Source organism: Novosphingobium lentum NBRC 107847, assembly GCF_001590965.1.
GTDB lineage: Bacteria > Pseudomonadota > Alphaproteobacteria > Sphingomonadales > Sphingomonadaceae > Novosphingobium > Novosphingobium lentum.
In genome coordinates this window covers 195,095-218,264 of record NZ_BCTW01000006.1, presented here as the reverse complement: position 1 = coordinate 218,264, position 23,170 = coordinate 195,095, and the positions used below count along the sequence as shown (strand labels likewise).

General features: G+C 65.4%; 22 protein-coding genes. 6 read left to right on the top strand and 16 right to left on the bottom strand.

Going from position 1 to position 23,170, the window contains the following annotated elements; translation table 11 throughout:
• Positions 1–265: 265 nt before the first annotated feature.
• The 8 genes from NL2_RS07380 to NL2_RS07345 form a co-directional block, all read right to left on the bottom strand.
• Positions 266–1,048: a hypothetical protein gene (locus tag NL2_RS07380; protein ID WP_068073475.1), complete on the bottom strand. Its 783-nt coding sequence runs from the start codon at positions 1,046–1,048 to the stop codon at positions 266–268.
• Positions 1,049–1,097: 49 nt separating this feature from the next.
• The gene (locus NL2_RS07375; protein ID WP_068073473.1) at positions 1,098–1,928 is read right to left on the bottom strand and encodes an SDR family NAD(P)-dependent oxidoreductase; all 831 of its coding nucleotides are present in this window, start codon (positions 1,926–1,928) and stop codon (positions 1,098–1,100) included.
• Positions 1,929–2,042: 114 nt separating this feature from the next.
• Entirely contained in the window at positions 2,043–2,510 is a 468-nt protein-coding gene (locus NL2_RS07370) for a nuclear transport factor 2 family protein (RefSeq protein WP_068073471.1), read from the bottom strand.
• Positions 2,511–2,527: 17 nt separating this feature from the next.
• Positions 2,528–3,655: a phosphotransferase gene (locus NL2_RS07365; protein WP_169799484.1), complete on the bottom strand. Its 1,128-nt coding sequence runs from the start codon at positions 3,653–3,655 to the stop codon at positions 2,528–2,530.
• 94 nt (positions 3,656–3,749) lie between these two features.
• Positions 3,750–4,472 (bottom strand): SDR family NAD(P)-dependent oxidoreductase, encoded by a 723-nt coding sequence (locus tag NL2_RS07360; protein ID WP_068073467.1) that lies wholly within the window; start codon positions 4,470–4,472, stop codon positions 3,750–3,752.
• Between the two features lie 27 nt (positions 4,473–4,499).
• A complete protein-coding gene (locus tag NL2_RS07355; RefSeq protein WP_068073465.1) occupies positions 4,500–5,309 on the bottom strand; it encodes an SDR family NAD(P)-dependent oxidoreductase in 810 nt (269 codons plus the stop codon).
• Between the two features lie 152 nt (positions 5,310–5,461).
• Positions 5,462–6,733, bottom strand: coding sequence for an aromatic ring-hydroxylating oxygenase subunit alpha (locus tag NL2_RS07350; RefSeq protein ID WP_068073461.1), 1,272 nt, complete (start codon positions 6,731–6,733; stop codon positions 5,462–5,464).
• Between the two features lie 225 nt (positions 6,734–6,958).
• Positions 6,959–7,360, bottom strand: coding sequence for a nuclear transport factor 2 family protein (locus NL2_RS07345; RefSeq protein ID WP_068073459.1), 402 nt, complete (start codon positions 7,358–7,360; stop codon positions 6,959–6,961).
• 160 nt (positions 7,361–7,520) lie between these two features.
• On the opposite strand from NL2_RS07345, the gene NL2_RS07340 reads away from it, so the two are divergent.
• Positions 7,521–7,940, top strand: a complete 420-nt coding sequence (locus NL2_RS07340; protein ID WP_068073457.1) for a nuclear transport factor 2 family protein — start codon at positions 7,521–7,523, stop codon at positions 7,938–7,940.
• Between the two features lie 64 nt (positions 7,941–8,004).
• On the opposite strand, the gene NL2_RS07335 is transcribed toward NL2_RS07340, so the two are convergent.
• Positions 8,005–8,388 carry a carboxymuconolactone decarboxylase family protein gene (locus tag NL2_RS07335; RefSeq protein ID WP_068073455.1) on the bottom strand — a complete coding sequence of 128 codons (384 nt, stop codon included), beginning with the start codon at positions 8,386–8,388 and terminating at the stop codon, positions 8,005–8,007.
• Between the two features lie 540 nt (positions 8,389–8,928).
• Here NL2_RS07335 and NL2_RS07330 point away from each other — a divergent pair.
• Positions 8,929–11,469: a TonB-dependent receptor gene (locus NL2_RS07330; protein WP_169799483.1), complete on the top strand. Its 2,541-nt coding sequence runs from the start codon at positions 8,929–8,931 to the stop codon at positions 11,467–11,469.
• Between the two features lie 249 nt (positions 11,470–11,718).
• Here NL2_RS07330 and NL2_RS07325 read toward each other — a convergent pair whose 3' ends face one another.
• From NL2_RS07325 to NL2_RS07315, 3 genes are all read right to left on the bottom strand, one after another.
• On the bottom strand, positions 11,719–12,705 hold the full coding sequence (locus NL2_RS07325; protein ID WP_068073448.1) for a nuclear transport factor 2 family protein: 987 nt from the start codon (positions 12,703–12,705) through the stop codon (positions 11,719–11,721).
• Between the two features lie 34 nt (positions 12,706–12,739).
• A complete protein-coding gene (locus NL2_RS07320; protein ID WP_169799482.1) occupies positions 12,740–13,549 on the bottom strand; it encodes an SDR family oxidoreductase in 810 nt (269 codons plus the stop codon).
• An 82-nt stretch (positions 13,550–13,631) separates the two neighbouring features.
• Entirely contained in the window at positions 13,632–15,080 is a 1,449-nt protein-coding gene (locus NL2_RS07315) for a protein kinase family protein (protein ID WP_068073512.1), read from the bottom strand.
• Between the two features lie 206 nt (positions 15,081–15,286).
• Between NL2_RS07315 and NL2_RS07310 the strand changes: the two genes are divergently transcribed.
• Positions 15,287–16,111: a hypothetical protein gene (locus NL2_RS07310; RefSeq protein WP_157083085.1), complete on the top strand. Its 825-nt coding sequence runs from the start codon at positions 15,287–15,289 to the stop codon at positions 16,109–16,111.
• On the opposite strand, the gene NL2_RS07305 is transcribed toward NL2_RS07310, so the two are convergent.
• Together NL2_RS07305 and NL2_RS07300 are read right to left on the bottom strand one after the other, a co-directional pair.
• The gene (locus NL2_RS07305; RefSeq protein ID WP_068073441.1) at positions 16,112–16,837 is read right to left on the bottom strand and encodes an SDR family oxidoreductase; all 726 of its coding nucleotides are present in this window, start codon (positions 16,835–16,837) and stop codon (positions 16,112–16,114) included.
• 44 nt (positions 16,838–16,881) lie between these two features.
• A complete protein-coding gene (locus tag NL2_RS07300) occupies positions 16,882–17,658 on the bottom strand; it encodes an SDR family NAD(P)-dependent oxidoreductase (RefSeq protein ID WP_157083084.1) in 777 nt (258 codons plus the stop codon).
• 138 nt (positions 17,659–17,796) lie between these two features.
• Between NL2_RS07300 and NL2_RS07295 the strand changes: the two genes are divergently transcribed.
• Both NL2_RS07295 and NL2_RS07290 read left to right on the top strand, forming a co-directional pair.
• Positions 17,797–18,897, top strand: coding sequence for a CapA family protein (locus NL2_RS07295; RefSeq protein WP_068073436.1), 1,101 nt, complete (start codon positions 17,797–17,799; stop codon positions 18,895–18,897).
• Between the two features lie 3 nt (positions 18,898–18,900).
• Complete coding sequence (locus NL2_RS07290; RefSeq protein WP_068073434.1) at positions 18,901–19,980, top strand: phosphotransferase family protein; 1,080 nt, start codon at positions 18,901–18,903, stop codon at positions 19,978–19,980.
• A 63-nt stretch (positions 19,981–20,043) separates the two neighbouring features.
• Here NL2_RS07290 and NL2_RS07285 read toward each other — a convergent pair whose 3' ends face one another.
• Positions 20,044–20,868 (bottom strand): SDR family NAD(P)-dependent oxidoreductase, encoded by an 825-nt coding sequence (locus tag NL2_RS07285; protein WP_084355967.1) that lies wholly within the window; start codon positions 20,866–20,868, stop codon positions 20,044–20,046.
• A 152-nt stretch (positions 20,869–21,020) separates the two neighbouring features.
• Between NL2_RS07285 and NL2_RS07280 the strand changes: the two genes are divergently transcribed.
• On the top strand, positions 21,021–21,848 hold the full coding sequence (locus NL2_RS07280) for an SDR family NAD(P)-dependent oxidoreductase (protein ID WP_068073430.1): 828 nt from the start codon (positions 21,021–21,023) through the stop codon (positions 21,846–21,848).
• Positions 21,849–21,908: 60 nt separating this feature from the next.
• On the opposite strand, the gene NL2_RS07275 is transcribed toward NL2_RS07280, so the two are convergent.
• Positions 21,909–23,042, bottom strand: a complete 1,134-nt coding sequence (locus NL2_RS07275; RefSeq protein WP_157083083.1) for a phosphotransferase family protein — start codon at positions 23,040–23,042, stop codon at positions 21,909–21,911.
• Positions 23,043–23,170 lie beyond the last annotated feature (128 nt).

Below are 23,170 nucleotides of genomic sequence, written 5' to 3'. Positions count from 1 at the left end.
AAGTCCTCCGCCGCCTCGGCCATCTCGAGATACCGCGCATACGACCCTTGCGCCACCGCCGGCCGGCAGAACTCCGGAGACGCCGGCCAGATCTCGATCCCCGGCGCCGGACCATCGTAGCCCGTCATGCAAAGGTATGAAACTTTCATCGATCAACTCCCGGGGATTCGCGCGGCTTGTCCGATTGCATCGCATCGCCGTTCGGCGAAATCAATTGGCATCATGCACGATGATTTGATCGTGCATGTATCGCAGGCCGTGCCGTTCAGTGCTTCAGATGGTCGCCGCGATCCTTCATCTCGGTGCCGCCGGCCTTGATGCGCGCGCGCGCGCGTTCCGCGCCGGCCAGCCCGGCGGAGGTGGGATGATGGATCGCGTCCTCGGTCATCCGCTCGGTCAGGATATCCCAGCAGGTCACCGCGAGCGAGGCCGCGTCGAGGTGCGGGCATTCGCTCAGCGCGCGCGAACGCCACAGCGCGCGGGCGCCATCGTCCGACAGGCGCCAGATGCCCACGTGATCGTGCTCGGGGCTGAATTCGACCAGCTGGGCGTGCGGGTCGTAAGCGAGCAGCGCACCGGTAATGATGCCGTCCTCGCGGAAGCGGGCGGGCAGGTAGTGATCGTTGTACCAGTCGCGGAACTGCGCCTCGTGGCCCGGCTTCGCCTTGATCTGTTCGACCACCACGCTGCCGGTCTGGAACGTGCGCGGCGCCTTGTCGCGGTATTGCAGCGGGTAGTAGTGAAAATCGTCGAGCCGCGAGATGTCGATCGAATCCTCGATCACCATGCGCGTGGTCAGGGCATTGTCGATGTGTTCCTGCACGAACCGTTCGGCATCATAGACTTCGTACAGCGCCAGATATTTCGAGAAGAAGCGCCCACCGGGGAATTCCTGAACCTGTTCATCCGACAGGCGGAACCGCTGCTGCGCGATCGAACCGCGATAGCCCAGCGCGTCGCGGGTGTGGACGTTGGTGTACCAGTCATTGAAATCGTCGTCGCGCCCCTCGGCGGGGTTGGTGAAGACGACCAGCAGCGCCTCGATCATCGGTTCTCTCCCACAAGGGCGGTTGAGCCACCCCGCATTTCAGTTGCCTTCAGCCCGCGACGAAAAAGTCGAGCGGTCGGCCCATTTCCGCCGTCCAGGTGCGCGGCTGCTTTCCGTCGATGTCCCTGATGCCGTACTTCAGCCCCAGCTCGGCCCCGATCAGCGCCTTGCCCGAAAGTGCTTTGCGCTCCGGATCGGCGAGCAGGCCGGCGATCACGAGGCCGGTGAATTCCGGCGTCTCGAACTCGGGCAGGATGGCGCGCAGCGGCTCGGGGAAAAACTCCTCCGGGATCGCCCGGAATTCGTCGGTGCGGACGTAGCCCGGCCAGTACGAGACGATCGCCACGTCGGTGGCGGCAAGGTCGATCGCCATGTCGTGCACCATCTTGTCGGTCCCGGCCTTGGCCGCACCATAGGCCGGGCCGACGAAGTACGACGCCGCGCCATAGAACGAGATGTTGGCGATCAGCGAGGCGCCGGTGCGGATCATCAGCGGCGCGGCATGGAACGCCGCGACATAGTCCGATCGCAGCCCCACGACGATCATGTCGGCAAGTTTGAGATCCTTTTCCCAGAACCCGCCCGGCTTCGACAGTTCGTCGCCATAGACCGCAGCCGCATTGTTGATGAGCAGGTCGAGCCGGCCCTGCTCGCGCTCGATCCGATCGAACACGGCCTTGACTTGCGCATCGTCGCGATGGTCGCAGACGACCGCGATGCCCTTGCCGCCGGCGGCATCGACTTCGGCGGCCGCCGCTTTCAGCCCGTCCGCGTTGCGGGCGGTGAGGTACACGGTCATGCCTTTCGAGCCGAGCCCGCGCGCGGCCCCGCGGCCCACGCCCTGACTCGCGCCCGTCACCAGCGCCACGGTATTGGTCATAAGATTCTCTCTCGCGATCTATCGGTGCGGCAACCCGCCCGCGTGATCGGCAGACTATGCGGCGTGGCTCCGGGGTGTCCCTGCCTCTGGATAGGAAACGGCAAGGCGCGCGGTTCAGCCCAGATCCGGTCCGGCCTCGGTCCCTTCCAAGATGTTGATTAACGTGCGGGTCAGGTGCAGCGAGGCGATGTACCATTTGCCGCCCACCAGCGCGTACGTCTCGTGATAGTGCCCGCGCGCCTCGAGATGGAACCCCGGCATCTTGACGATGTCCTCCATCGCCCAGATCGCCTTGGCGGTGGTGGGCGAGGTCAGTTCGATGATCGGCGAATGCACCTGGTGCACGGTGTCCGCATTATCCAGCATCTGGGGCATGAATGTGCGGATGGCGGCGCTGCCGGTGATGCGCGGCGTCGGATTGGCGGGCCGCCCGCGCGTCGACACCGACTGGTCCACGTCCATGATCGCGTCGGCGGTGAACAGGCCGGCGTATTCGTCCCAGTGCTTGAGGTCGATGTGGTAGCAATAGCGGGCCTTCACGTCCTTGATCGCTTCGCGCGCAGAAAGTTCTTCGAGTGTCATGGTGATGATGCTCCGGTTCAGCCCAGCGCACGGATGAGCGCGGCGGTGTCGTGATCCTCGAACGCCGTGGTCAGGCGCAAGTGGTTGAGAACGCTGATTTCCCAGCCATAGTTGGCGATGTTGGTGGTCAGCCAGCCGATATAGACGCCCCACACCAGGCAGCGGCGGTATTCGTCCCAGGTTTCATCAAACCCGGGCATCTCGGCGACGCCATACGCCTGCAGCCGGTCGAGATAGAAGGCCAGCAGGTCGCGCTCGTTGTCGCGGCGCAGGTCGATCGGCAGCGCGGTGGTAATGAGGTAGTTGACGTCGTGCATGTGGTGCCCGCGCACCGTCAGCTGCCAGTCGAGCAGGCCGGCGCGGCCATCGGGCAGCAGGTAGGTGTTGCCGATGTGCGTGTCGCCGTGGAGCACGGTGTGCGGCAGGGTCTGCTGGTGCTGGTGCAGGCGAGCCACGCCCCGCCGCAGCTCGTCGCCCGAAGTGCGCAGGCGCGCAACCAGTTCGCGCTTGAAGTTCTCGGTATCGATTTCCTGCTGGATCGCGTGCGGCACCAGATCGTGCATGAACGTGGCGAGATCGCCCTGCGTGTGCGTTTCGAGGAACGCGAGGTCGCCTGAAAAACGCGGCGATTGCCAGTACCGCGCGTGCAGCCGCGCCAGCACATCGAGAATGGCGCGAACCTCGTCGAGCGTGGTTTTCGACAGCACGTTGGGAAAGCGTGCAGCCTGGTCGGTCAGGTCGCCCAGCAGCAGCGCGAACGCCTGCGTGGCAGGATCGTAAGAGCCGCCCAGCGTGAACGGCGCCTCGATGTCGGTCACTTCGGGCCGCAGCATGTTATAGAAGCGCACTTCGTTCTGGTAGAGCGGGCCGATCATGAAATCGGGCGAGCGCCCCAGCTTCAGCACCAGATGGCGCGGCAGGTCCACCGGCGATCCGGGGGCATAGTCGACATCGAGGAACGCACGCGCGGCGGTGGAGACCATGCCGTCGCCATAGCGCTTGGCGTTCTTCACCCGCACATCCGCGATCCGCACGTCGGGCCGCCACGGCGCGATGATCGCGTTGAGCAGCGCGGCGTCATAGGCGTCGGGATCGAACGGAATTCCCTGAGCCGGAACGATCCCGTTCGGCGGTGCATTGCCCATCGTGTCCATCTCCGGTTGATGGCGCTCCGTCCGCCTCGTGGCGGCAGGATGCGCCCAAATCACTTCAACAAATCGTAGTTCAGCAAATTTCGATTCAGCAGATCATCGCGCCGTCGATCAGGAATTCGGCGCCCGAAACGTAGCTGGCGTCGTCCGACGCGATGAACACCACCACGCGCGCAAATTCGTCGGCGCCGCCGACGCGGCCCATCGGGATCATCGTGGCGGCATTCTCGCGCACCGCCGGGACCAGCGAGGGCGTTTCGATCGCGCCAGGCGTCAACGTGACGACGCGGATGTTGTCGGGGGCCAGCTCCTTGGCGCCCAGCCGGGTCATGCCGCGCACGCCCCATTTGGACACGCCATAGGCGAAATAGCCGGGCAGGCTGGTGAAGGCGAGACCCGAGGCGATGTTGATGATCGCGCCGCCGCCGTTGTCCTTCATCGGGCCGCGCACGGCTTTCATGCCCAGGAACGAACCGATGATGTTCACGTCGAGCATGCGGCGCATGAACGCCACATCGGTGTTGTCGAACGTGTCGGACTTGGTCAGCCCGGCATTGTTGACGAGGATATCGATCTTGCCGAATTGGGCCAGCGCGGTTGCGACCACGCGGCTCCAGCCCGCCTCATCCGCCACGTCGTGCTCGATCGCGATGGCGCTCTCGCCGATCTCCGCCGCCACCTTGCGACAGGCATCGCCGACGATATCGGTGATGACCACTTTCGCGCCCTCGGCGGCGAACATCCGCGCCTCGTCCGCGCCCATGCCGCTGCCCGCGCCGGTGATGATCGCGACTTTGCCTGCAAGCTTCATGGTGATCCCTTCAGGTGCGCTTCGTGTTCAGTTGAGTGTCGCGTGCGAGCCGCCATCGACGCGGTAGTTGGTGCCGGTGATGTACGAGGCATGCGCGCTCGCCACGAAGCAGATCACCGCGGCGATTTCCTCGACCCGGCCGGTGCGGCTGACCAGGCTTCGCCACTGTTTGGCAAAGCGCCGCTCGAGCGCGTCGATACCGGTTTCTTCCCAGCCGTTGGCCTGGCCGATGATCGGCAGGTTGGACTTCAGCGCCTCGGTCAGGACGTTGCCCGGGCTGACCGTGTTGACCGTGATCCCGGTATCGGCGAGCGACTTGGCCAGCCCGACCGACAGATTGACCAGCGCGGCTTTCGACGGGCCATAAGTCGGGAATTCGGGTGGCGGTTCGGTGTAGGCGCCGCTCGCGATATTGATGATCCGGCCCCAGCCGGCGGCCTTCATGCCGTCCACGCTGGCGCGGATCGTGCGCACGGCGGCGATCACGTTGGCTTCGTATGTCGCGGCCCATTGCGCGGGCGTGGCGTCGGTCCACACCGGCGCGAACGGTTCGTACTGGCCCAGATTGTTGATGAGGATGTCGATCCCGCCGAACGCGCCCAGCGCGGCGCGCATCACCGCATCGGCGCCATCGTCGGTGGCCAGATCGCCCAGCGCGACCGCTGCCGTGCCGCCAGCCGCCTCGATCCCGGCGCGCACTGCCTCGGCCCGGTCGGCATTGCGGCCGTTGACGATCACGCGCACCCCTTCGGCGGCCAGCATCCTGGCCGTCGCGGCACCGATGCCCGATGTGCTGCCGGTCACCAGCGCGCGTTTTCCTGCGATCCCCAGGTCCATTCCGTCATCCCCGCCCGCAGTTTGCCTACTGCCGATGCCAGCGTGCCTGCCGCGTCGCGAGGGCAGGCACGCCTATCCTTGGTGTGGCATGTTGAAATAACCGGCACTCGCTCCACAGCCCCACGCGATGCCGGGGCGGGGCCGGGCGCGGCCTATTCGGCGGCGATCCGCAGCGCCTGCGCGTCGTTCGCGGCGGCTTCGGACACGGCGGCAAGGTGCTTGCACAGCGCTTCCTGTTCGCCGAACTGCACGATCTTCTTCGCGCCGCTTTCCATGACTTCCTGCTGCTGGACCAGCGCGAGGTTGTCTTCCATCAGCGTGTCGCGGTTGAGCGCGAGCGAATACTGCACCGCGAACTGGTTGCGCAAGGATTGCGGCTGCTCGAAGTGGTAGACCGCCTCCCAATAGCACTTGTCGGAAGCGATCGGCCAGAACCGGTGCAGCCACCAGCCGCCCAGCGACAGGTGGAAGATGAAGTGCGGGTACAGCACGTACTGGTCGTTGCCCCACAGGTTCGACCGGATCGGATTGACGTCGGAATGCCCGGCGAAAGTCTCCTCCGGCTTGTCCTGCGCGCCGGTGTCCGCGATCACCATCTGCTGGGCATTCATGAACGAAAACGCCTGCACAAGCTTTTCGGGCGACAGTTCGTAGTCCGGATTGCGCGGGACCGAGTTCATGCGGTGCGCGCCGAGAAATTCGGTGTGCAGCGGATGGACGAACGGATTGTCCGTCGACGACAGCATCTTGGAAACGGTGCGCGCATGCAGCGCGCGCACGTGGTACGCCTCGCACTGCGCCTCGATCGCCAGCTTCCAGTTGGCATTGATCAGCGAGCCGACGCGCGCGGTGTAAGGATAGCTGGCGAACGGAACGCCCTTGAGGCGTTCGGTCACCGGTCCGAGATAGTCGGCCAGCGACTGCGTGCCCTGCATGTCGAGGTTGACGAAGATCATGCCTTCCCAGGTGTCGCACCGCACCGGGGTGAGGCCGCTGGCCTGCTTGTCGACGTGCGGGAAGCAGCCCTCGTCGGGAATGTGGAGCAGGGCGCCGACCGAATCGAACATCCACGCGTGGTACGGGCACGAAAACTTGCCGCCACGCCCTTTGTCGTCCCACACCAGCTTCATGCCGCGATGCGCGCAGATGTTGTGGAACGCGCGGATCACCATGTCCTTGCCGCGCACCAGGATGATCGAGGACGAGCGCACTTTCACGTCGCGCACGATCCAGTCGCCCGCGTTGGGAATTTCCGAGGATTCCGCGATGTTCAGCCACACCCGGCCGAAAATCTCGCGCTCCGCCTCGAACCGTTCCTGCGACGTGTAGACCGAAAGATCGACCTTGCCGGTTTCCATGATGAACGCGTCCGGCATGAGCGGGCCCGTGCCAAGATCGAACGGCCGAAGGACCGGCTTTTCCATTCCCAAGATGTCTCTCCTCGACTCGTCGCCGGCACGGCGCGCCCGGTGCGGGATGCGCGATACAGGCCAGTCCCGTTCTTATGCCCGAACCTATAAGGCGTCCGTCGGGCTTTTCCCAACCTTCAGCGTTGACGCCCAGTCTAACAGCCCAGTCTAACAGCCCAGTCTAACAGCCCAGTCTAACAGGCGAGCAGTCGCAACAGGCGATCGCTGCGAAACGCGGCGTCAGACCATGCCTTCGCCCGGGCGGCCGGCCTTCTTGGTCAGTTGCGCTGTATCGAAATATTCGTCGCCCCGGATGATCAACCCGTCCTTGATCCGCGCGACGAAGCAATAGGGCGATCGGATCGCGGTGCCGTCGAGTATCCCGGTCATCGTGGCCTGCAGGACAAACCCGTCGTCCGTCACGGTGATCCGCGCGTCCTCGTTCTTCTGGTCATGGAACATCGCGTGCGCGGATTTCAGCGTTTCGATGAATTCGGCGCGGGTGCGATCCTGCGGATCGAAGTTGTACCACATCACGAAATCGTCGTGCAGCACGGTCTGGAACTTGTCGGTGTCGTGCTCTTCGGAAACGGTAGCCCAGAACTGGCCCAGGCGCAGGGCCTCTTCACGATCGACCGCCACACGTCATCTCCCCATTGCCTGCTTGTCGCGCCCCGAATTCACCGGGGGGGCGCGCACGGCACCTGCCACCGGGCAGGTCTCCCGGCGCACCGTTGCCGGTGGAACAGAACCCTGAATTGCGCCCGCCACGCGGCGTGACGAGGTTGGAGGACAGGCCGGAATGACCGCACCAGGCACCGCCGGAACCGACGTGGCGCGCATCGACGCCATCGCCGATCGCTTTGCCGCGGCGATTGCGGGCGGCGACATGGCCACGCTCGATCGCCTGTTCACCCCCGATTTCCAGGTCTGGTACAATTTCACCGATGCCACGCTCGACCGCGCGCAGGCGCTGGCGTTTTTCGGGTCGTACTTCACCAGCGTGCAGGTGCATTTCCGCGACGTGCGCCGGTTGCCGACCCCGGCAGGCTGGGTGCAGCAGCATCGCGTCGATGCCGCAGGTCCCGATGGCTTCCGCCTGTCCGGCTTGCCCGCGCTGATCGTGTTCACGCTCGACGGCGACCGGATTTCGCGGATCGAGGAATATATCGACAGCGCGCAGACGCCGGGCTTCGACGCAAGCCGGATGGCGCCCGGCTGAGCATGGTGGAACGCCAGGCAAACGAACCGGGGCGCAACATCGTGCCCCGGCCCGCTTGGCGGCGTCAGCCGGCGGCCTGAATTTCCGCTGCGCGCTTGCGCGCCGCGTCGATGCCGCGAACCAGCGCGGTGGTGTTGCCGGCGCCCGCATAGAACAGCATCAGCATCTTCATCTCTTCGAACTGTTCGTCGGTGATCTCGCCATTGACGATCGCGCCGGCGATCTGGATTTCGAGCAGGTCGGCGCGGCCCAGCATCGTCGTTGCGCCGATCACCATCAGGCGCTTGTCGCGGATCGACAGCGCGCTCGATGCCCAGATGTCGCCGAACAGGTGCTCGACCGTCTCGTCGAGGTAAGGCGAGCGCGGCGCGGCCTCGACCATCGCGGACGAACCTTTGCCGTAAACGGCGTCGAACACTTCGATACCCTTGGCCCATTTGTCGGTCATTGATCCATCTCCTCATGACTGCGTGCGAACGGCGGGCACCCGTGCCGGATACCTGTCTCGCTGCCAAGCCTGCAGGCCCGGCGCGGCGTCGGCTGGTCGCTGGCGAAAAACCGCATCGGATACCCCCTATCTTCTGGCAGGAGGGTGCTGGCCGGACGCATGGCAGACCCCGGTGCAGTGATACCGGAGACCACCAAATACAAACCATGCACACATCGGAATATCTGCCAGGGGGATGGCGCGGTTGGCCTGTGTTTGCAGTGTTTTGGCCTTAGTGCGGCATTTCGTTGATGATTTCGCGGGCCGCGCAACACGCGGCGAATTGCAGGACGAAATTGCTGTTTCGCGACTTTCTATGGCAGGATCTCTACAGAGTTCAGGCTGCTCCAATTTGCAGGCTGACGTTAATAGACACTCCGGAATCGCTTGGATCTGGCGCGCGCGCCGACGCAGTACGTCCGTTTAAGGACGTCGGTCGGTAACCGCAAAAAAATGGCCGGGCACACCAATGCCCGCGCAAATGATGGGAGGATTACGATGATGAGGATTTCTACATATAATCGGATTTTGCTTGCGACCGTTGCACCTGTTGCAGCGCTTGCAATCACCGGTACCGCGCACGCCCAGGCTGCAACGCAGGCCGCGCAGGATGCTGCCAGCAGCGCACCTGAGAGCGGCCTTGCCGACATCGTCGTGACCGCACGCCGCACCGGGGAAAACCTTCAGGTCGTTCCCGTCGCCGTGACCGCACTGTCGGCGGCGACTCTGGAGCAACGCCAGGTCACGCAGGTCACCGACCTGATGCGCACCGCACCGAGCCTTTCGATCGGCACCGGCGGCACCGGCCCTGCTTCGATCGTTTATCTCGCCATTCGTGGTCAGGCCCAGAACAGCCCGAACTCGTTTTCCGACGCCGCTGTCGGCATCTACATCGACGGCGTTTATGTCGGTCGTCCGATCGTCGGCAACCTCGGCTTCCTCGATCCGGCCTCGGCCGAAGTCCTGCGCGGCCCGCAGGGCACCCTGTTCGGTCGCAACACGACCGGCGGCGCGCTCAACCTGACCACGACGCAGCCCAAGCTCAACACGACCGAAGGCTACATGAAGGTCGGCTTCGGCAACTATTCGCAGGTCGTCACCGAAGGCGTGGTCAACGTGCCGCTGGGCGATGAACTGGCCGTGCGTTTCGCCGGTCGCTACAACAAGCGCGACGGGTATTACCCCAACCCGTTCGAAGCCACCCCCAACGGCGCGATCAAGGGCGAATACTACGGTCGTGGCGCGCTGAAGTGGGCACCTTCGTCGATCCCGCTCACGCTGAACGTGGTTGGTGACTACACGCACTATCGCGACAGCGGTAACCCGACGGCCGTGTCAGCGATCAACCCGGCCGGTCCGCTGGCTTCGTTCTATGGCATTTCGCAGGCCGTACGCTCGGGCGCTCTGCCGGGCAGCACCCCGATTCCGGCACTGGGCGGACTGCTCGCCGGAACCTTTGCGAACTTCTCGCAAGGTCCGCTGGGTCCGGTCACCCAGTACCTGAACCCCGAATTCGCCACGGATGCCCAGAAGGCTACACTGCTGTCGCAAGACTGGCGCACGAGCTATGGTTCGCCGCGCACCGGCGTTCCCGCCCTCGACAACAGCTTCAACTTCAATGAAGCCTACTCGCTGACCGGCAACCTTGCGGTCGATCTGGGCGACGTGACGGTCAAGTCGATCACCGGCTATCGCCACTCCAACACGCTCGACAACCTCGATCTGTCAGGTACCGGCACCGGCGTGGGCGCATTCCTCAGCATCTATCGCCAGCACCAGTTCAGCGAAGAACTGCAGGTGTCGGGCAAGACCGGCAATCTGCAGTATATCTTCGGTGGCATCTACTTCCGTGAAGCGGGCGACGAAAATTCGAAGTCGGCGATTTTCTTCAACACTCCGATTGCAACCGGTGGCGACAACACGTTTGCGTCGTTCGTCTCGACGTCGAAAGGTCTGTTCGCGCAGCTCTACTACAACGTCACCGATACCGTCCGTCTCACCGGCGGCATCCGCTATACGTGGGATACCCGCCAGATCGATCGTCAGGGCACCACCCCGTTCCTTCCCAGGCCGGGTCAGCCCTTCACCTGTCAGGCGGGTCCCAACGCCGGCAAGCCCACCCCCACGGGCCTGGCGCAACCCAACAGCGGCTGTCACAACGCCGAATCCGCCAGCTTCCGCTATCCTGCATGGACCGCCGGTGTCGACTTCAAGATCTCGCCGGATGTGTTCCTTTACGCCAAGACCAGCGGCGCCTCCAACTCGGGCGGGTTCAACGCGCGTCCGGTGCCGCCGCCGTATTCAAGCTCGTTCAAGCCTGAATCGGTTCGCGACGTGGAAGCGGGCTTCAAGGGTGAATTCTTCGATCGTCACCTGCGGACCAACCTGGCCGTGTTCCATGCGTGGCAGAACAATGTTCAGCGCATCATCAACGCGACCTTCGTCGATTCGACCAACACAACCCGCCTGACGCAGTTCGTCACCAACGCCGGCAAGGCCCGCACTTACGGCTTTGAATTCGAAGGTACGGTCGTGCCGTGGACCGGCATGGAAGTGGGCACCAGCGTCGCCTACCTGCATGCCAAGTATGCGGCCGGCAGCCGGTTCGAGAGCCAGATCGTTGGTGCCGCTACGGTCGTGGTCGATCGCTCGGGTGAACCCATCACCCAGGCGCCGAAGTGGACCGCCAACGTTTCGCTGACCCAGACGCTCGACGTGGGTTCGGGTGAGTTGAAGCTGCACGGCGATTATTCGTACATCTCGTCGCGCTACTACGACTTCTTCACCACGGGCAACCCGGCGCAGGCCGCTGCCGTGGCGATCGCCAACGAAGCCTCGCGCGTCCGTGCCTACGGCCTGCTCAACCTGCAGGCGACCTACACGTTCAAGGATCCCGCCATCGAAGTGACGGTGTGGGGCAAGAACGTGGCCAACAAGGCCAACTTCACCAACGTGTTCAACAGCTACACCGGGCTTGGCGCCACGGTGCAGTACCAGGGCGCGCCGCGCACTTATGGCGCGACGGTGAAGTACAGCTTCTGATCTGAGATCTGACGAAATCGAACGGCGGTCGCCTGGTGCGGCCGCCGTTTTTTTGTGCGCGCAATTGGCAGGCAACGCCGCGCGGCATTCCTGCCTTGTTTGCTTTGCGTCCCCGCGAAGGCGGGGGCCTCAGGCCGCGAAGCGCTACCCCCGCCCAAGGCCCCCACCTGCGCGGGGGCGCAGCGTACCCGCACAAAAAAGGGGCCGCCTTTCGGCGACCCCCTCGGTTTCGTCCAGTTGGTATCGCAATCAGTAGGCCATTTGTGCCTTCATTGTCTTCGCATCGGCGGGGTACGAAACCATTTCCATGAAGCTGTACCACTTGCCGCCGACGCGGCGCATGCAGTCGCTCTGGCGCAGCGCGACGTTGCGCTTGGTGCCGTCCTTCATGTTCAGCGTCAGGTGCTGGGTATCGATCTGCACCCCGAACGACCCATCGGAATCGACCGCGAACAGCGGCATCGTCAGGCTGATGCCGTTGTAGCTGCCCATGATCGGCCCGTAGAAATCCGCAATTTCCTGCTTGCCGATCAACGCCTTCGGACTGAACGCGTCGTACAGCAGCGTGTCGTCGCCCGGCCCGTAGTAGTTCATCAGCTTTTCCAGCCCGACCGACGCGCCGCCGACATCCATCCATTCCCTGATCTGCGCCTTGCCGTTGGCAGGGGTGGTCGAGACAGGGGCGAGCGGGTGCGCCGACCAGGCCAGCGTACGCGGCTGGATCGGGGCGCTGGTCTGCGCCGTCAGCGTGGCGGGATCGACCGGGAACGACAGGTGCTGCTGCACCACCAGCCACTTGCCATCGACCTTCTTCAGCGCATCGAGCACGCGCACGTTCATGGCGAACGTGGTGCCATCCTTCATCACCGTCTGGTAGGCGATCTGGCTGGCCGCGCAGCCGAACCGGCCGTTGGTCGCCACGGTCATTTCGGGCGTGGTCTTGGCAATCGACTTGATCGCGGCGAGCTGCGGGGCAAACCCGGCGCGGATCTGCGCCTTGCCCTGGAAGATCCCGGGCGAGAACAGGTCGAGTACCACCGCGTTATCGGCATACAGCGGCATCACTTTGTCGATGTCGATTTCGGTCGCCAGAATTTCCTCGACCTGCTTGATCGCGGCAACGTCCGCCTTGGCGTTGAACACCGGCTGCCGGACGGCCTTGGCGCCGACGACAGTGACGGTGGCGGACGCGACGGCCAATGCGGCCGTGAACGCCAGAAAACGCGATGCCTTCATAGTGTGTCCCCTCAACTGGCTCGCAAGCCCGAATTCAGTGATAGGCCTGCATGTAACCGCCATCGGCGACGATATACTGGCCCGAGATGTAACCGGCGTCCTGCGAGCACAGGAACGCCACCAGCGAACCGACTTCCTCGGGCCGGCCGAACCGGTTGGCCGGAATGCGGCGCAGGAAATCTGCCATGAACGGCTCGTAGGCCATGCCCGCATCGACCGCGCATTGTTCGAAGAACGCGGCATAGGCCTCGCCGGTATCGATGAAGCCGGGCGCCACGGTGTTGACCGTGATGCCGTGCGTGCCCAGTTCGTCGGCCAGGCTGCGGCTGAGGCCGAGCCCGGCGGGCCGGACGGTGTTGGCCAGGATATAGTCGAAATTGAGCACCGAAGCGCGCGCCGGCGATTTCGCCGCGCCCGATCCGATGGTGACGATGCGGCCCCAGCGGCGCTCTTTCATCGCGGGCACCACGGCGCGTGCGAAATGGCGGAAGGCCTTGACGATATTGGCATAAGCCTCGTCGTAGGCATCGTCGTCGAACGCATCGAACCCGCCAGAGGGCGGCGCCACGGGCGTGAAGATGGCGATGTCGGGCGCGCCGAATGCCTTTTTTGCTTGCTCCGCGATGAAGTCGAACGATGCCAGATCGGTGAGATCGGCCGAAACGCCGACCGCTTCGCCGCCCTTTGCGGCAATGGCGGCGACGGTGTCGTCAAGCCCCGGCTTGCCGCGCGCCACGATGACGACGCGCGCGCCTTCGTCGCCCAGCCGATCGGCAACCACGCGGCCCATGCCGTGGGTGCCGCCGGTGACCAGCGCCACTTTGCCCTTGATGCCCAAGTCCATGGTAAGCTCACTCTTTTCCGGTGCACCCCCGGCGCACCCTGTGGTGGCGGGCGCCGGCAAACCGGCGCCCGCTTCAAGGCTGTCAGGCGAAAGCCAGCGCCGGATCGCCCACGCGATCCATCCGGCCATCGAGCAGCGGCTCGACTTTCATCAGCGCCAGATGATCCTCGGGCGCATCCGGTCCCGCGATGATCAGGCACTGGCGCAACAGGCGGCGGTGCATCACGCGGGTCAGCGCCGCATCATGTTCCGGCCCGGCTGAGCGGATGAACGCCACGAGCTTCTTGTCCGCGTCGAGCAGGTCGACCGGGCGTTCACCCAGCAGCGCTGCCAGCTCATCGAGGTCGGTGTCCTCCGCCCAGCGGCGATAGCGCGCCTGATTGAGCAGGTATTCGGGCACGCTGGCAAGGATGCCGCGCTGCCAGCTGGCGAACGTATCGCTCAGCGGCAGGCGGTGAAGATCGGCGGCCAGCTTGGTCAGCGCCATTTCCTCGAGCGGCGAGGGACGCGGAGCGGGCAGGGCCAGATCGTCCAGCGCGATGCCTTCGATTTCGGCCAGCGCTTCCAGCATGCGGCGGCCGATGAAGGCGCACTGCACTGCCGCTTCCACCCAGTCGCCACCGGCATCGGTGCGGGCCAGTGCGAACAGCGGGCCGAAGTAGCCGACGCCGAGGAAGGCGACGGTGTGGTAGGCGATGACGCCCAGATCGAGCGGTTCGCCCATCGCCGTTTCATAGTGGCGGAACAGCGAGGGCAGATCGCCCATGTTCTCGACCGGATGGCGGCCACGGAAGCAGGCGAGATCGTGCAGGTGATCGCCCAGATGGCCGATTTCCACGTCGATCACGCACGTCAGGTCGGGGCCATCGGACAGGAACTGGCCGCAATCGCCGGTGACCAGCGATATCCGGGTGCGGTGCATCGGCACGTTGCGGCGCAGCCAGCGCGTGGCAAACTCCATCGGCGGATCGACGATGCCCGCCTCGTCATACATCGCCTGGAAGCGTTCGTAGTGCTGCAGCGCAAGCTCGGTCGGCCCTTCCGGTTTGCTGCACCCGATCGCTTCGAGCGCCTCGACCGGGATTTTGTGCATGGCGGCCAGCTGCTCCATGTATTGCAGCGAGGCCGACCAGCGATCCGGCGTCATCGTGGAGGCGGTTTCCACCGCTTCCATGACCAGCCCGGGATCGCGTCCGCCGCGCACCCAATCCATCACGATCGCCGGCGGATCGTCGCAGAACCCGCGCTGCGGCGGCACCGGAATATCGTGCGCGGCCAGCACGTTGAGCAAGTGCATTTCGTGGACGTGGAGATAGGGGTGCGCCGCCCACACGCGGTCGGCCTTGAACAGATATTCGCGCAACTCGCCCTTGTCTTCCATGCTGATGCGCCACACCGGGCGCCAGCGGCGCTGCCGTTCGACGCGGGTGACCTTGCCGCCCAGGTTCGCTTCCGCCCAGCGGGTGATCCGCTCGAGCTGGTCCGCGCTTTCGGAAGCGCCGCGGTTGGTGGGATCGTGCGGGTCAGCCATCTCGCTCTCCTTCATGCAGATCAGGGCGGGGTGTCTGGTGTCCCGTTCTTCCCGAACCATCGTTGTGAGCGGATGTTACGCACCGCACCCGAACCGGCTTCCTACCAAAAGGCGGGGCATGGGCCGGTTCAGCCATGCCTATTTCTGCCGCAGCCAACGATCGGCCGAAGCCAAGGGTTCGGACCGGCTGGAATGGGAGAGTCCTGATGGTACCGAAGTTTTGCCGCATGGCGTGGCGGGTCGATGACATGGCGGACTTTACCCGCCAGATGGGTGCGTTGTTCGGCTTCACGTTCTTCACGCCCGGCCTGATCGCCGAAGTCTATCCCGACGCGACGTTCAAGGTGTTTTTCGGCCAGCATGGCATCGAGCCGATCCAGCCGGGACCAGAAGGGCTGGGCTTTGCCGAAGGCGATCCGCTGATCGAAATCGCGATCGACGTGGCCGATGCCGAATCGGTGCTGTCACGGCTGCAGGCGGCGGGGCACGAGCCGATCGCCACCAGCTATCTGCCGGTGCCCGCAGTCAACGAATACCTGTTCGGCCGAGATTTTCACGGCATCCAGTTCCTCGCCTGCACCGAAGGCGTGAACGAGGCGCAAGTTCGGTCCGAATTTCCGTTCGAGGCGCTCGACGATGCGCCCCCGCCCAAGATCGGGTGCGTGACGCTGGTGTCGCCCGACATCGACGCGCTGGCGGCGGACCTCAAGCGGTTCTACGACATGGAGTTTCACGCGTTCGACCCGGGCGGGCTGGGCCAGCGCGGGCTTTCGGGTCCGCACCGGGTGCGCCTGATCGAAGGACCGTCGGCGGTGCTCGATGGCATCGGCAGCGCGCTGGCGTCGGTCGACATCGTCCATCACGACGTCGAAGCCGCGCGGGCCGCGCTGGAAGCGGCCGGCTTTGCGGTGCGCCACCGCCAGCCGCTGGCCAGCGGCGGCAACGCCTATTACTTCGGGCCCACGGTGCAGGGCTTTCCGCTGTCGATCTATCCGCAAGCAGCGGACGCGGAGATGCTCGGGCTCGGCTGATCAGAAGCCTTCGTGCGCCGAATAGACGTGCACGCGCGCGGCATTGGCGCGTGGCGGCTGTTCGAGAATGTAGAGGACGGCGCGGCCGATATCGTCGGGATCGAGCGCGGGGATGTACGTGTCCCACGCCGCCTTGCCGTCGGCCTTCATCGGTTCGAAGATCTCGGTGCTGGTCGTTCCCGGCGCGACCAGCCCGACTTTCACGCCGGTGCCGGCCAGTTCGATCCGCAGCGAATCGGTGAACATCTCCACCGCCTTTTTCAGCCCGCCGTAAATGCCCGAACCAGCGGCGGTGATGCTGGCGCCGATGCTGGAAATGTTGACGATGTGGCCGCTGCCCGCCGCCTTCATCGCGCGCGCGAACAGATAGCAGCTGCGCACGACCGATTCGTAGTTGATCGCGATCATCGGCTGGAGGTGCGCCAGGTCGAAGTCCTCGACCGAACCGACGTGCAGCACCGCCGCGTTGTGGACCACGATATCGGGCGTGCCGAATCGCGCCGTGACATCGGCCAGCAGCGCGGCGGGTGCATCGGGGTGCGCCAGATCGATGGCGAGATACCCGGTGTTGCCGCCCAGTTCCTTTGCCAGCGCCGCCAGCCGGTCCTCGCGCCGCGCGGCGAGCACGACCGTCGCCCCGGCGGCCACCAGCCGGCGCGCGGTGGCCTCGCCGATCCCGGCCGAGGCGCCGGTCACCACCGCAATCTTTCCGTCAAGCGATCCCATCGGTCTTCCTCTCGCAGTGTCTTTCGGGTGACGTGGTGCGTCGGTTATTGCGCGGTCCAGCCACCGTCGATCGGCAGGACATGGCCGGTCACCATCGCGGCTTCGTCGGAGCACAGCCAGATGATCCCGGCGGCCTGTTCGTCGCAGCCGATGGCGCGCTTGATCGGCTGGAATTTCACCTGCTCGTCGATCAGCACCTTCGCGTAGTCATCGCCGAACTTGTAGTAGGCGCGCGTCGGCGTGACCCCCGGCGCGATGCAGTTCACCCGGATGCCGCGATCGGCATAGCTGACGGCGGCGAACTTGGTCAGGCGGATGACGCCGGCCTTGCCCGACCCGTAGCCCGCCCCGCCGAACCCGTTGTGGATCATGCCCGCCAGCGAGGTGACATTGCAGATCGCGCCGCCGCCGTTCTCGACCATGTACGCGATCTCGTGCTTCAGGCAGATGAACGTGGTGCGCAGGCACATCTTGATGGTGTGGTCGAACGCCTCGACCGGTTGCGTGTGCAGGTCCGGCCCGGCCGAATCCGGATGGGCATCGCCGACCACGTTGGCTGCCAGATGCAGCCCGCCGAAGTGCTCGACGGTATGGCGGACAAGCGCCTCGACTTGCGCTTCGTCGGTCGCGTCGGCGTGGAGGTAGCGCGCCGCATAACCTTCCGCCCGCAGCGCTTCGGCGCGTTCCTCGCCCAGCGCATCGTTGATGTCCGCCAGTACGACCGACGCGCCTTCCTGCGCAAAGGCGCGGGCGGTGGCGGCGCCGATCCCGTCCGCGCCTGCAGTAACGAGCGCCACCTTGCCCGAAAAGCGTCCTGCCATGTCCTGTCCCTTGCGTTCGTATCCGCTTTTGATCCTCACCGTATTAATGTGCTGCCAGCCGGCTCAACCGGCCACACGATAGGGGCAGGTGCCGGTCACGCCCTGCAGCATCGCCGGCAAATGGAGAGGAACAGCCACATGGCCCACGGAACGTTGCGCCTGTTTGCGGTCGGCGACCTGCAACTGATGACCCGCGAACCCCCGGCCGACCTGTTCGCGGCGGTCACGCCGGTGCTCTCGGCGGCCGACGTGACGTTCGGCAACTGCGAATGGCCGTATGCCGAGGAAGCCGGCGACACCCACCCGGTCGAAGCGCATATCAACGACGATTTCGAGCTTGGCGACCTGTTCGCGCCGGGCGCGCCGGAAAGCATCGCGATGATGGGCGCGGCGGGGTTCGACGTGATGTCGGTGGCCAACAACCACACCATGCATGGCGGCTACCGCGCGTTCCTGCGGACGATGGCGCTGCTGGACGAGGCCGGTATCGCGCATGTCGGCGGCGGCGACACCATCGCCAGCGCGCGCCAGCCTGCGATCGTGGAGCGCGGCGGCCACCGGATCGGTTTCCTCGCCTGCACATCGGGCTTCCTGCCGGGCGCGCATGCCGGTCGGCGCACCCCGGGGATCGTGCCGCTGCGGCGCCATACTTATGCCGAGAACAACAGCTGGCACGACTGGGGCGTCGAGCCGGAAACCCGCACGCTGATCAACCGCGAAGACCTGGCGGCGATGATCGACAGCATCACCCAGCTCAAAGCGCAGGCCGACATCGTGGTGCTGAGCTGCCACTGGGGCATTCTGGAGCATGAATCGGCGATTGCCGATTATCAGCGCGAAGCGGCGCGCGCGTTCATCGATGCCGGCGTCGACCTGATCGTCAGCCAGGGGCCGCTGGCGATCAAGGGCTTCGAGGTCTATCGCGGCAAGGCGATCCTCTATTGCATGGGCAAGTTCGCGATGATTTCGCCATGGTCGCGCGACGAGACGCCATCGGGAATATCGGCGCCGCTGCTCGATGAAACCAGCCGGGGGCTGGCCGCGTCGGTGACGATCACCGATGGCGCGATCACCGGGGTGCAGGTGGTCCCGGTGTTCCTCGGCAAAAGCGGGCGGCCCACGATCCTGCAACCGGGCGAGCCCAACTTCGCGGAAATCCTCGCCGTGGTGACCGAACGGACCGCCGCCGCCGGACTGAATGGCACGATGGGTGCCGACGGCCGGATCGCGCTCGGCTGATCGATGACCAGCGCAACCCCCACCACCGGCACCGCCACGCCGACCGAAGTTTTCGCCCGCCAGATCGGGCCATGGCTGTCCGCGCAACGGCCCGGTGCGCCGGCGGTCGAGATCGTCGATGCGACCGAGCCGGCGCAGGGCTTTTCCAGCCGCACGATCCTGTTCACCGCGCGGTGGCAGGAAAGCGGCCGGGCAATGGAGCGCGCGCTGGTCGCGCGCATCCAGCGCGACGTCGCGGTGCCGATGCTGGCCGACGTGTTCCACCAGTACCGGGTGATGCGCGCGATTGCGGCCAACTCCACTGTCAAGGTGCCGCAGATCGCGTTTGCGGAAAGCGATCCGGGCGTTGTGGGCGCGCCGTTCTTCATCATGGAGCGGCTGTATGGCCGGGTGCCGCCCGATTTTCCGAGCTATCATGCGCAAGGCTGGGTGGCCGACCTGACCACGGCGGAGCGGACGCAGCTGTGGTGGAACGGCATCGCGGAAATGGCGCGGCTCCACCGCATCGACTGGCGCTGCTTCCCGTTTCTGGCGAGCGGCACCGACACGCCGCCTGACGCGGTGTTCTACCTCGACCGGTTCGTGGGCAACTGGTTCGACTGGGCGCGCAATGGCCAGCCGTTTGCGGTCATCGCCGATGCGCTGGCCTATCTCAAAGCCCATGCGCCTCCCGCCGCGCAATCGGGCCTGGTGTGGAACGACGCACGGCTGGGCAACACGATGTACACCGCCGACGGTATCGCGGTGGCCTCGTTGTTCGATTTCGAGGTGGCCACGCTCGGCCCCCCCGAAGTCGATCTGGCGCACTGGGTCTATCTCGACGAAGTGTTCAGCGAGAATTTCGGCGTGGCCCGCATCGACGGACTGCCGCGCGGCGCGGAGGCTGTGGCGGGGTTCGAGCGGATCTATGGCCGGCCGATGCCGCAGTTCAGCTTCTACATGGCGGTGGCCGCGCTGAAGATCCTGATCCTGTCGGTGCGCAATTACGGCAACGACAAGGACATGGGCGCGCCCGAAGCCTTGCCCGATTTCCTCGTGAACCGGCTGGCGCACTATCTGCACGAGTTCAAAGCCGGCCGCTGACCGGGCCGAGAATGCGCCGTGCCCCGCAAGGTAAAGCGCACTTGAGGTTGCCAAATCCGGGCGTCAATCCTGCTTGAGCATCCCCGCCGACGACAGCTTCATCACGTCGGCAAACGGGGCGGCGTGCGAGGTCATCCCGCCATCGACCGCCAGCGTCGCGCCCGTGATGAACCGCGCCGCATCGGACACAAGGAACGCCACCGGCCCGGCAATGTCCTGCGGATCGGCGACATAGGGCGTCAGATGGTGCGCGGTGAACAGTGCGATCATCTCGGGGCTGATCGACGCGGCCAGCGGCGGGGTCATCACCATGCCCACGACCACCGAGTTGGCGCGAATGCCCTGCTTGCCGTATTGCGTGGCGACATTGAGCGCGAGGTTGATCAGCGCCGCCTTGCTGGCGCCATAGGCCGGCATGCCCAGATCGCCCTGCACGCCGCGCCCCGACGCGACCATCACGATCGACCCGCCGCCGCGCGCGATCATGTGCGGGATCACCGCCTTGCACAGCAACGCGGGCGCTATGGTGTTGACCTTGAGCGTGCGCTCCCACGTCGCCGCGTCCATGTCGGCGATGTTGGCGTCCTTGGCCAATGTCGCGGCATCGGTCACCGCGGCGTTGTTGACCAGAATGTCGACCCCGCCAAACGCGGCGACGGCGGCATCGACGAGGTGCTGGGCGGTGGCCGGATCGGCAAGGTCGCCAAACGCCGAAGCGACCTGACCGCCCGCGTCGCGGATCGCCTGCGTGGTGCCCGCCGCACTTTCGGCGCGGCTGGCGGCGACCAGCACTTTGGCGCCTTGCTCGGCCAGCACGTGCGCGATGCGGGCGCCGATGCCCGAACCGGCCCCGGTCACGATCGCCACTTTTCCGTCCAGTACGCCCATGTGCATCTCTCTTCCCGGTTCTGGGCCGCAAGGGTCCGATTGTCGTGTTGCGCCGATTTTCATCGCTTCGCGCCGAAGCGTGCCTATCGCTTTATAGGTGTCGCCGCAGCGAGCCGCATTCTGAGTGGCCGCGAAGATTTCGGGAGAGAAACATGACCAATCCATTGCAGGGCCGCATCGCCATCGTCACCGGCGCGGGCCAGGGGATCGGCGCGGAGGTTGCGACGGTGCTGGCGGAGCGCGGCGCGACGGTCATTCTCAACGATATCATGGCCGACCGGGTCGAGGAAACCGCCGCTGCGATGCGCGCGCGCGGCTTTCGGGCCGAAGCTTCGGTGTTCGACCTGACCGACGAGGACGACATCGCCCGAGCGGTGGGCAAGATCGTGGCGGCGCATGGCCGGATCGACATCGTCCACAACAACGCCGCGTTCCAGACCAACGAGCAGCGCGCCCGCGACCTCGATGTGATCAACCTGCCCGCCGATGCGTGGGACAAGGCGTTTGCCGTCAACGCGCGCGGGCCGATGCTGTTGTGCAAGCATGTGCTGCCCACGATGATCGCGGGCGGCGGCGGATCGATCATCCATTCGGCATCGGGTTTCGGCCTGCTCGGCGAAATGACCCTGACCGCCTACGGTGCATCCAAGGCCGCGCTGATCAATCTGGGCCGCTTCATCGCCACCCAGTATGGCAAGCAGGGCGTGCGTTCGAACGTGATCGCGATCGGTTTCGTGCTGAGCGAAAACGCGGTCGAATCCACGCCGCAGGCGGTCAAGGACGTGCTGCTGGCGCACCACCTCAACCCCGAACTGGGCAGCCCGCGCGACATCGCCAACGTCGTCGCGTTCCTCGCGTCGGACGAATCGCGGTTCATCAACGGCGCGCTGATCCCGGTCGATGGCGGGTTCACCGCGCACCAGGCGAGCATGGTCGATTTCCAGCGGCTGTTCGCCGCAGCGGGCAGCAACCAGTTATGATCTGAAGCCCCGCGCCCCCGCCTTCGCGGGGGAGCAGGTGATCTCAGCCCGCCGAAATCCTTACTCCGCCGCTTCTTCCACCGGCGTCAGGTTGCGCATGAAGTCACGGAAGTCGCTGCCCAGCTCGGGCAGCGGCAGGCCGAGCTTTTCGGCGATGTACAGCGTCATCAGGTTGTTGTCGGCCGAGGTGTTGGTTGCCGCGATGTTGCCGAGCGACACCTGCCGGTCGAACGCGCCGACCGCGACCAGCGCCATGCGCAGCGCCACCACGACATCGTAGTAATCGAGATCGCCCAGCTTGCGGCCGGCGGCAGCCTCGTAGATCGCCACGGTTTCGTCGCGCGTCGGCAGGCCTTCCAGCCGGGTCACGCCGAAGCGGCGGCTGAACAGGTCGTCGAAATAGAGCCACCACGCCAGGTCCAGCTCGCGCGGGCCGAGCGCGGCCAGTTCCCAGTCGATCAGCGCGGCCACGCTGCCATCGGCCCGCCACATCACGTTGGACGGCGTGGGATCGCCCCACAGCACGCAGGTATCGGTCTGTTCGGGCCGGTTTTCGAGCACCCAGCGCATTGCCGCATCGAGGATCGGCAGCTTGCGCCCTTGGCCGCGCGCGGCATGCCATTCGACCAGATAGCCCAGGTATTGCTCCAGCCCCGGTGCGCCCCGGTCGGGCCGGCTGAGGAACTGGAAGCCGTCGCGCCAGTCGATCTCGTGCAGCTTGGCCAGCGCGGTCAGCGCATTGCGGAACAGGCCCATCCGCTCGGCCGGGGTGCGGTCCACCAGCCAGCCTTCGACATTGTAGTTGGGGCGCTGCGTCGCCGCCTGGCCTTCGACGCGGCCCATCACGAGGAACGGCGCGCCCAGGATCGTGGCGTCGTCTTCCTTGCCCACCCACGGCGGCACCGGCAGATCGCCCCGCGCATCGAGCGCGGCCATCATGTTGGCCTGCAGCGTCAGGTCGCTTTCGAACACCACTTCGAACGTCTGCGGCTGGCGGCGCACCACCAGCGTGCGCCGGACAGGCGCGTCGTTTTCGCGGTATTCGACATCGACGAAGAAGATTTCGGCCGAAAAGCCCGACCCCAGCACGACGTCCATCGGCGCGACGGTCAGCCCCTGCCAGGCAGGCTTGGTCCGGCCGAGCCACTCGGTCAACCGATCATGGACCGTCTTTGCGTCCAGCTTGACCGACATCGCTCATCTTCTCCTGACAATTCCCTGTCCCAAAACAATGCCCCGCCCACGCCATGACCTGTCTTCGGGAAGGAGCGTCAAAAATCCGTCCGTCGCCATGGTGCGACCATACCGGACGTGCCGCATGT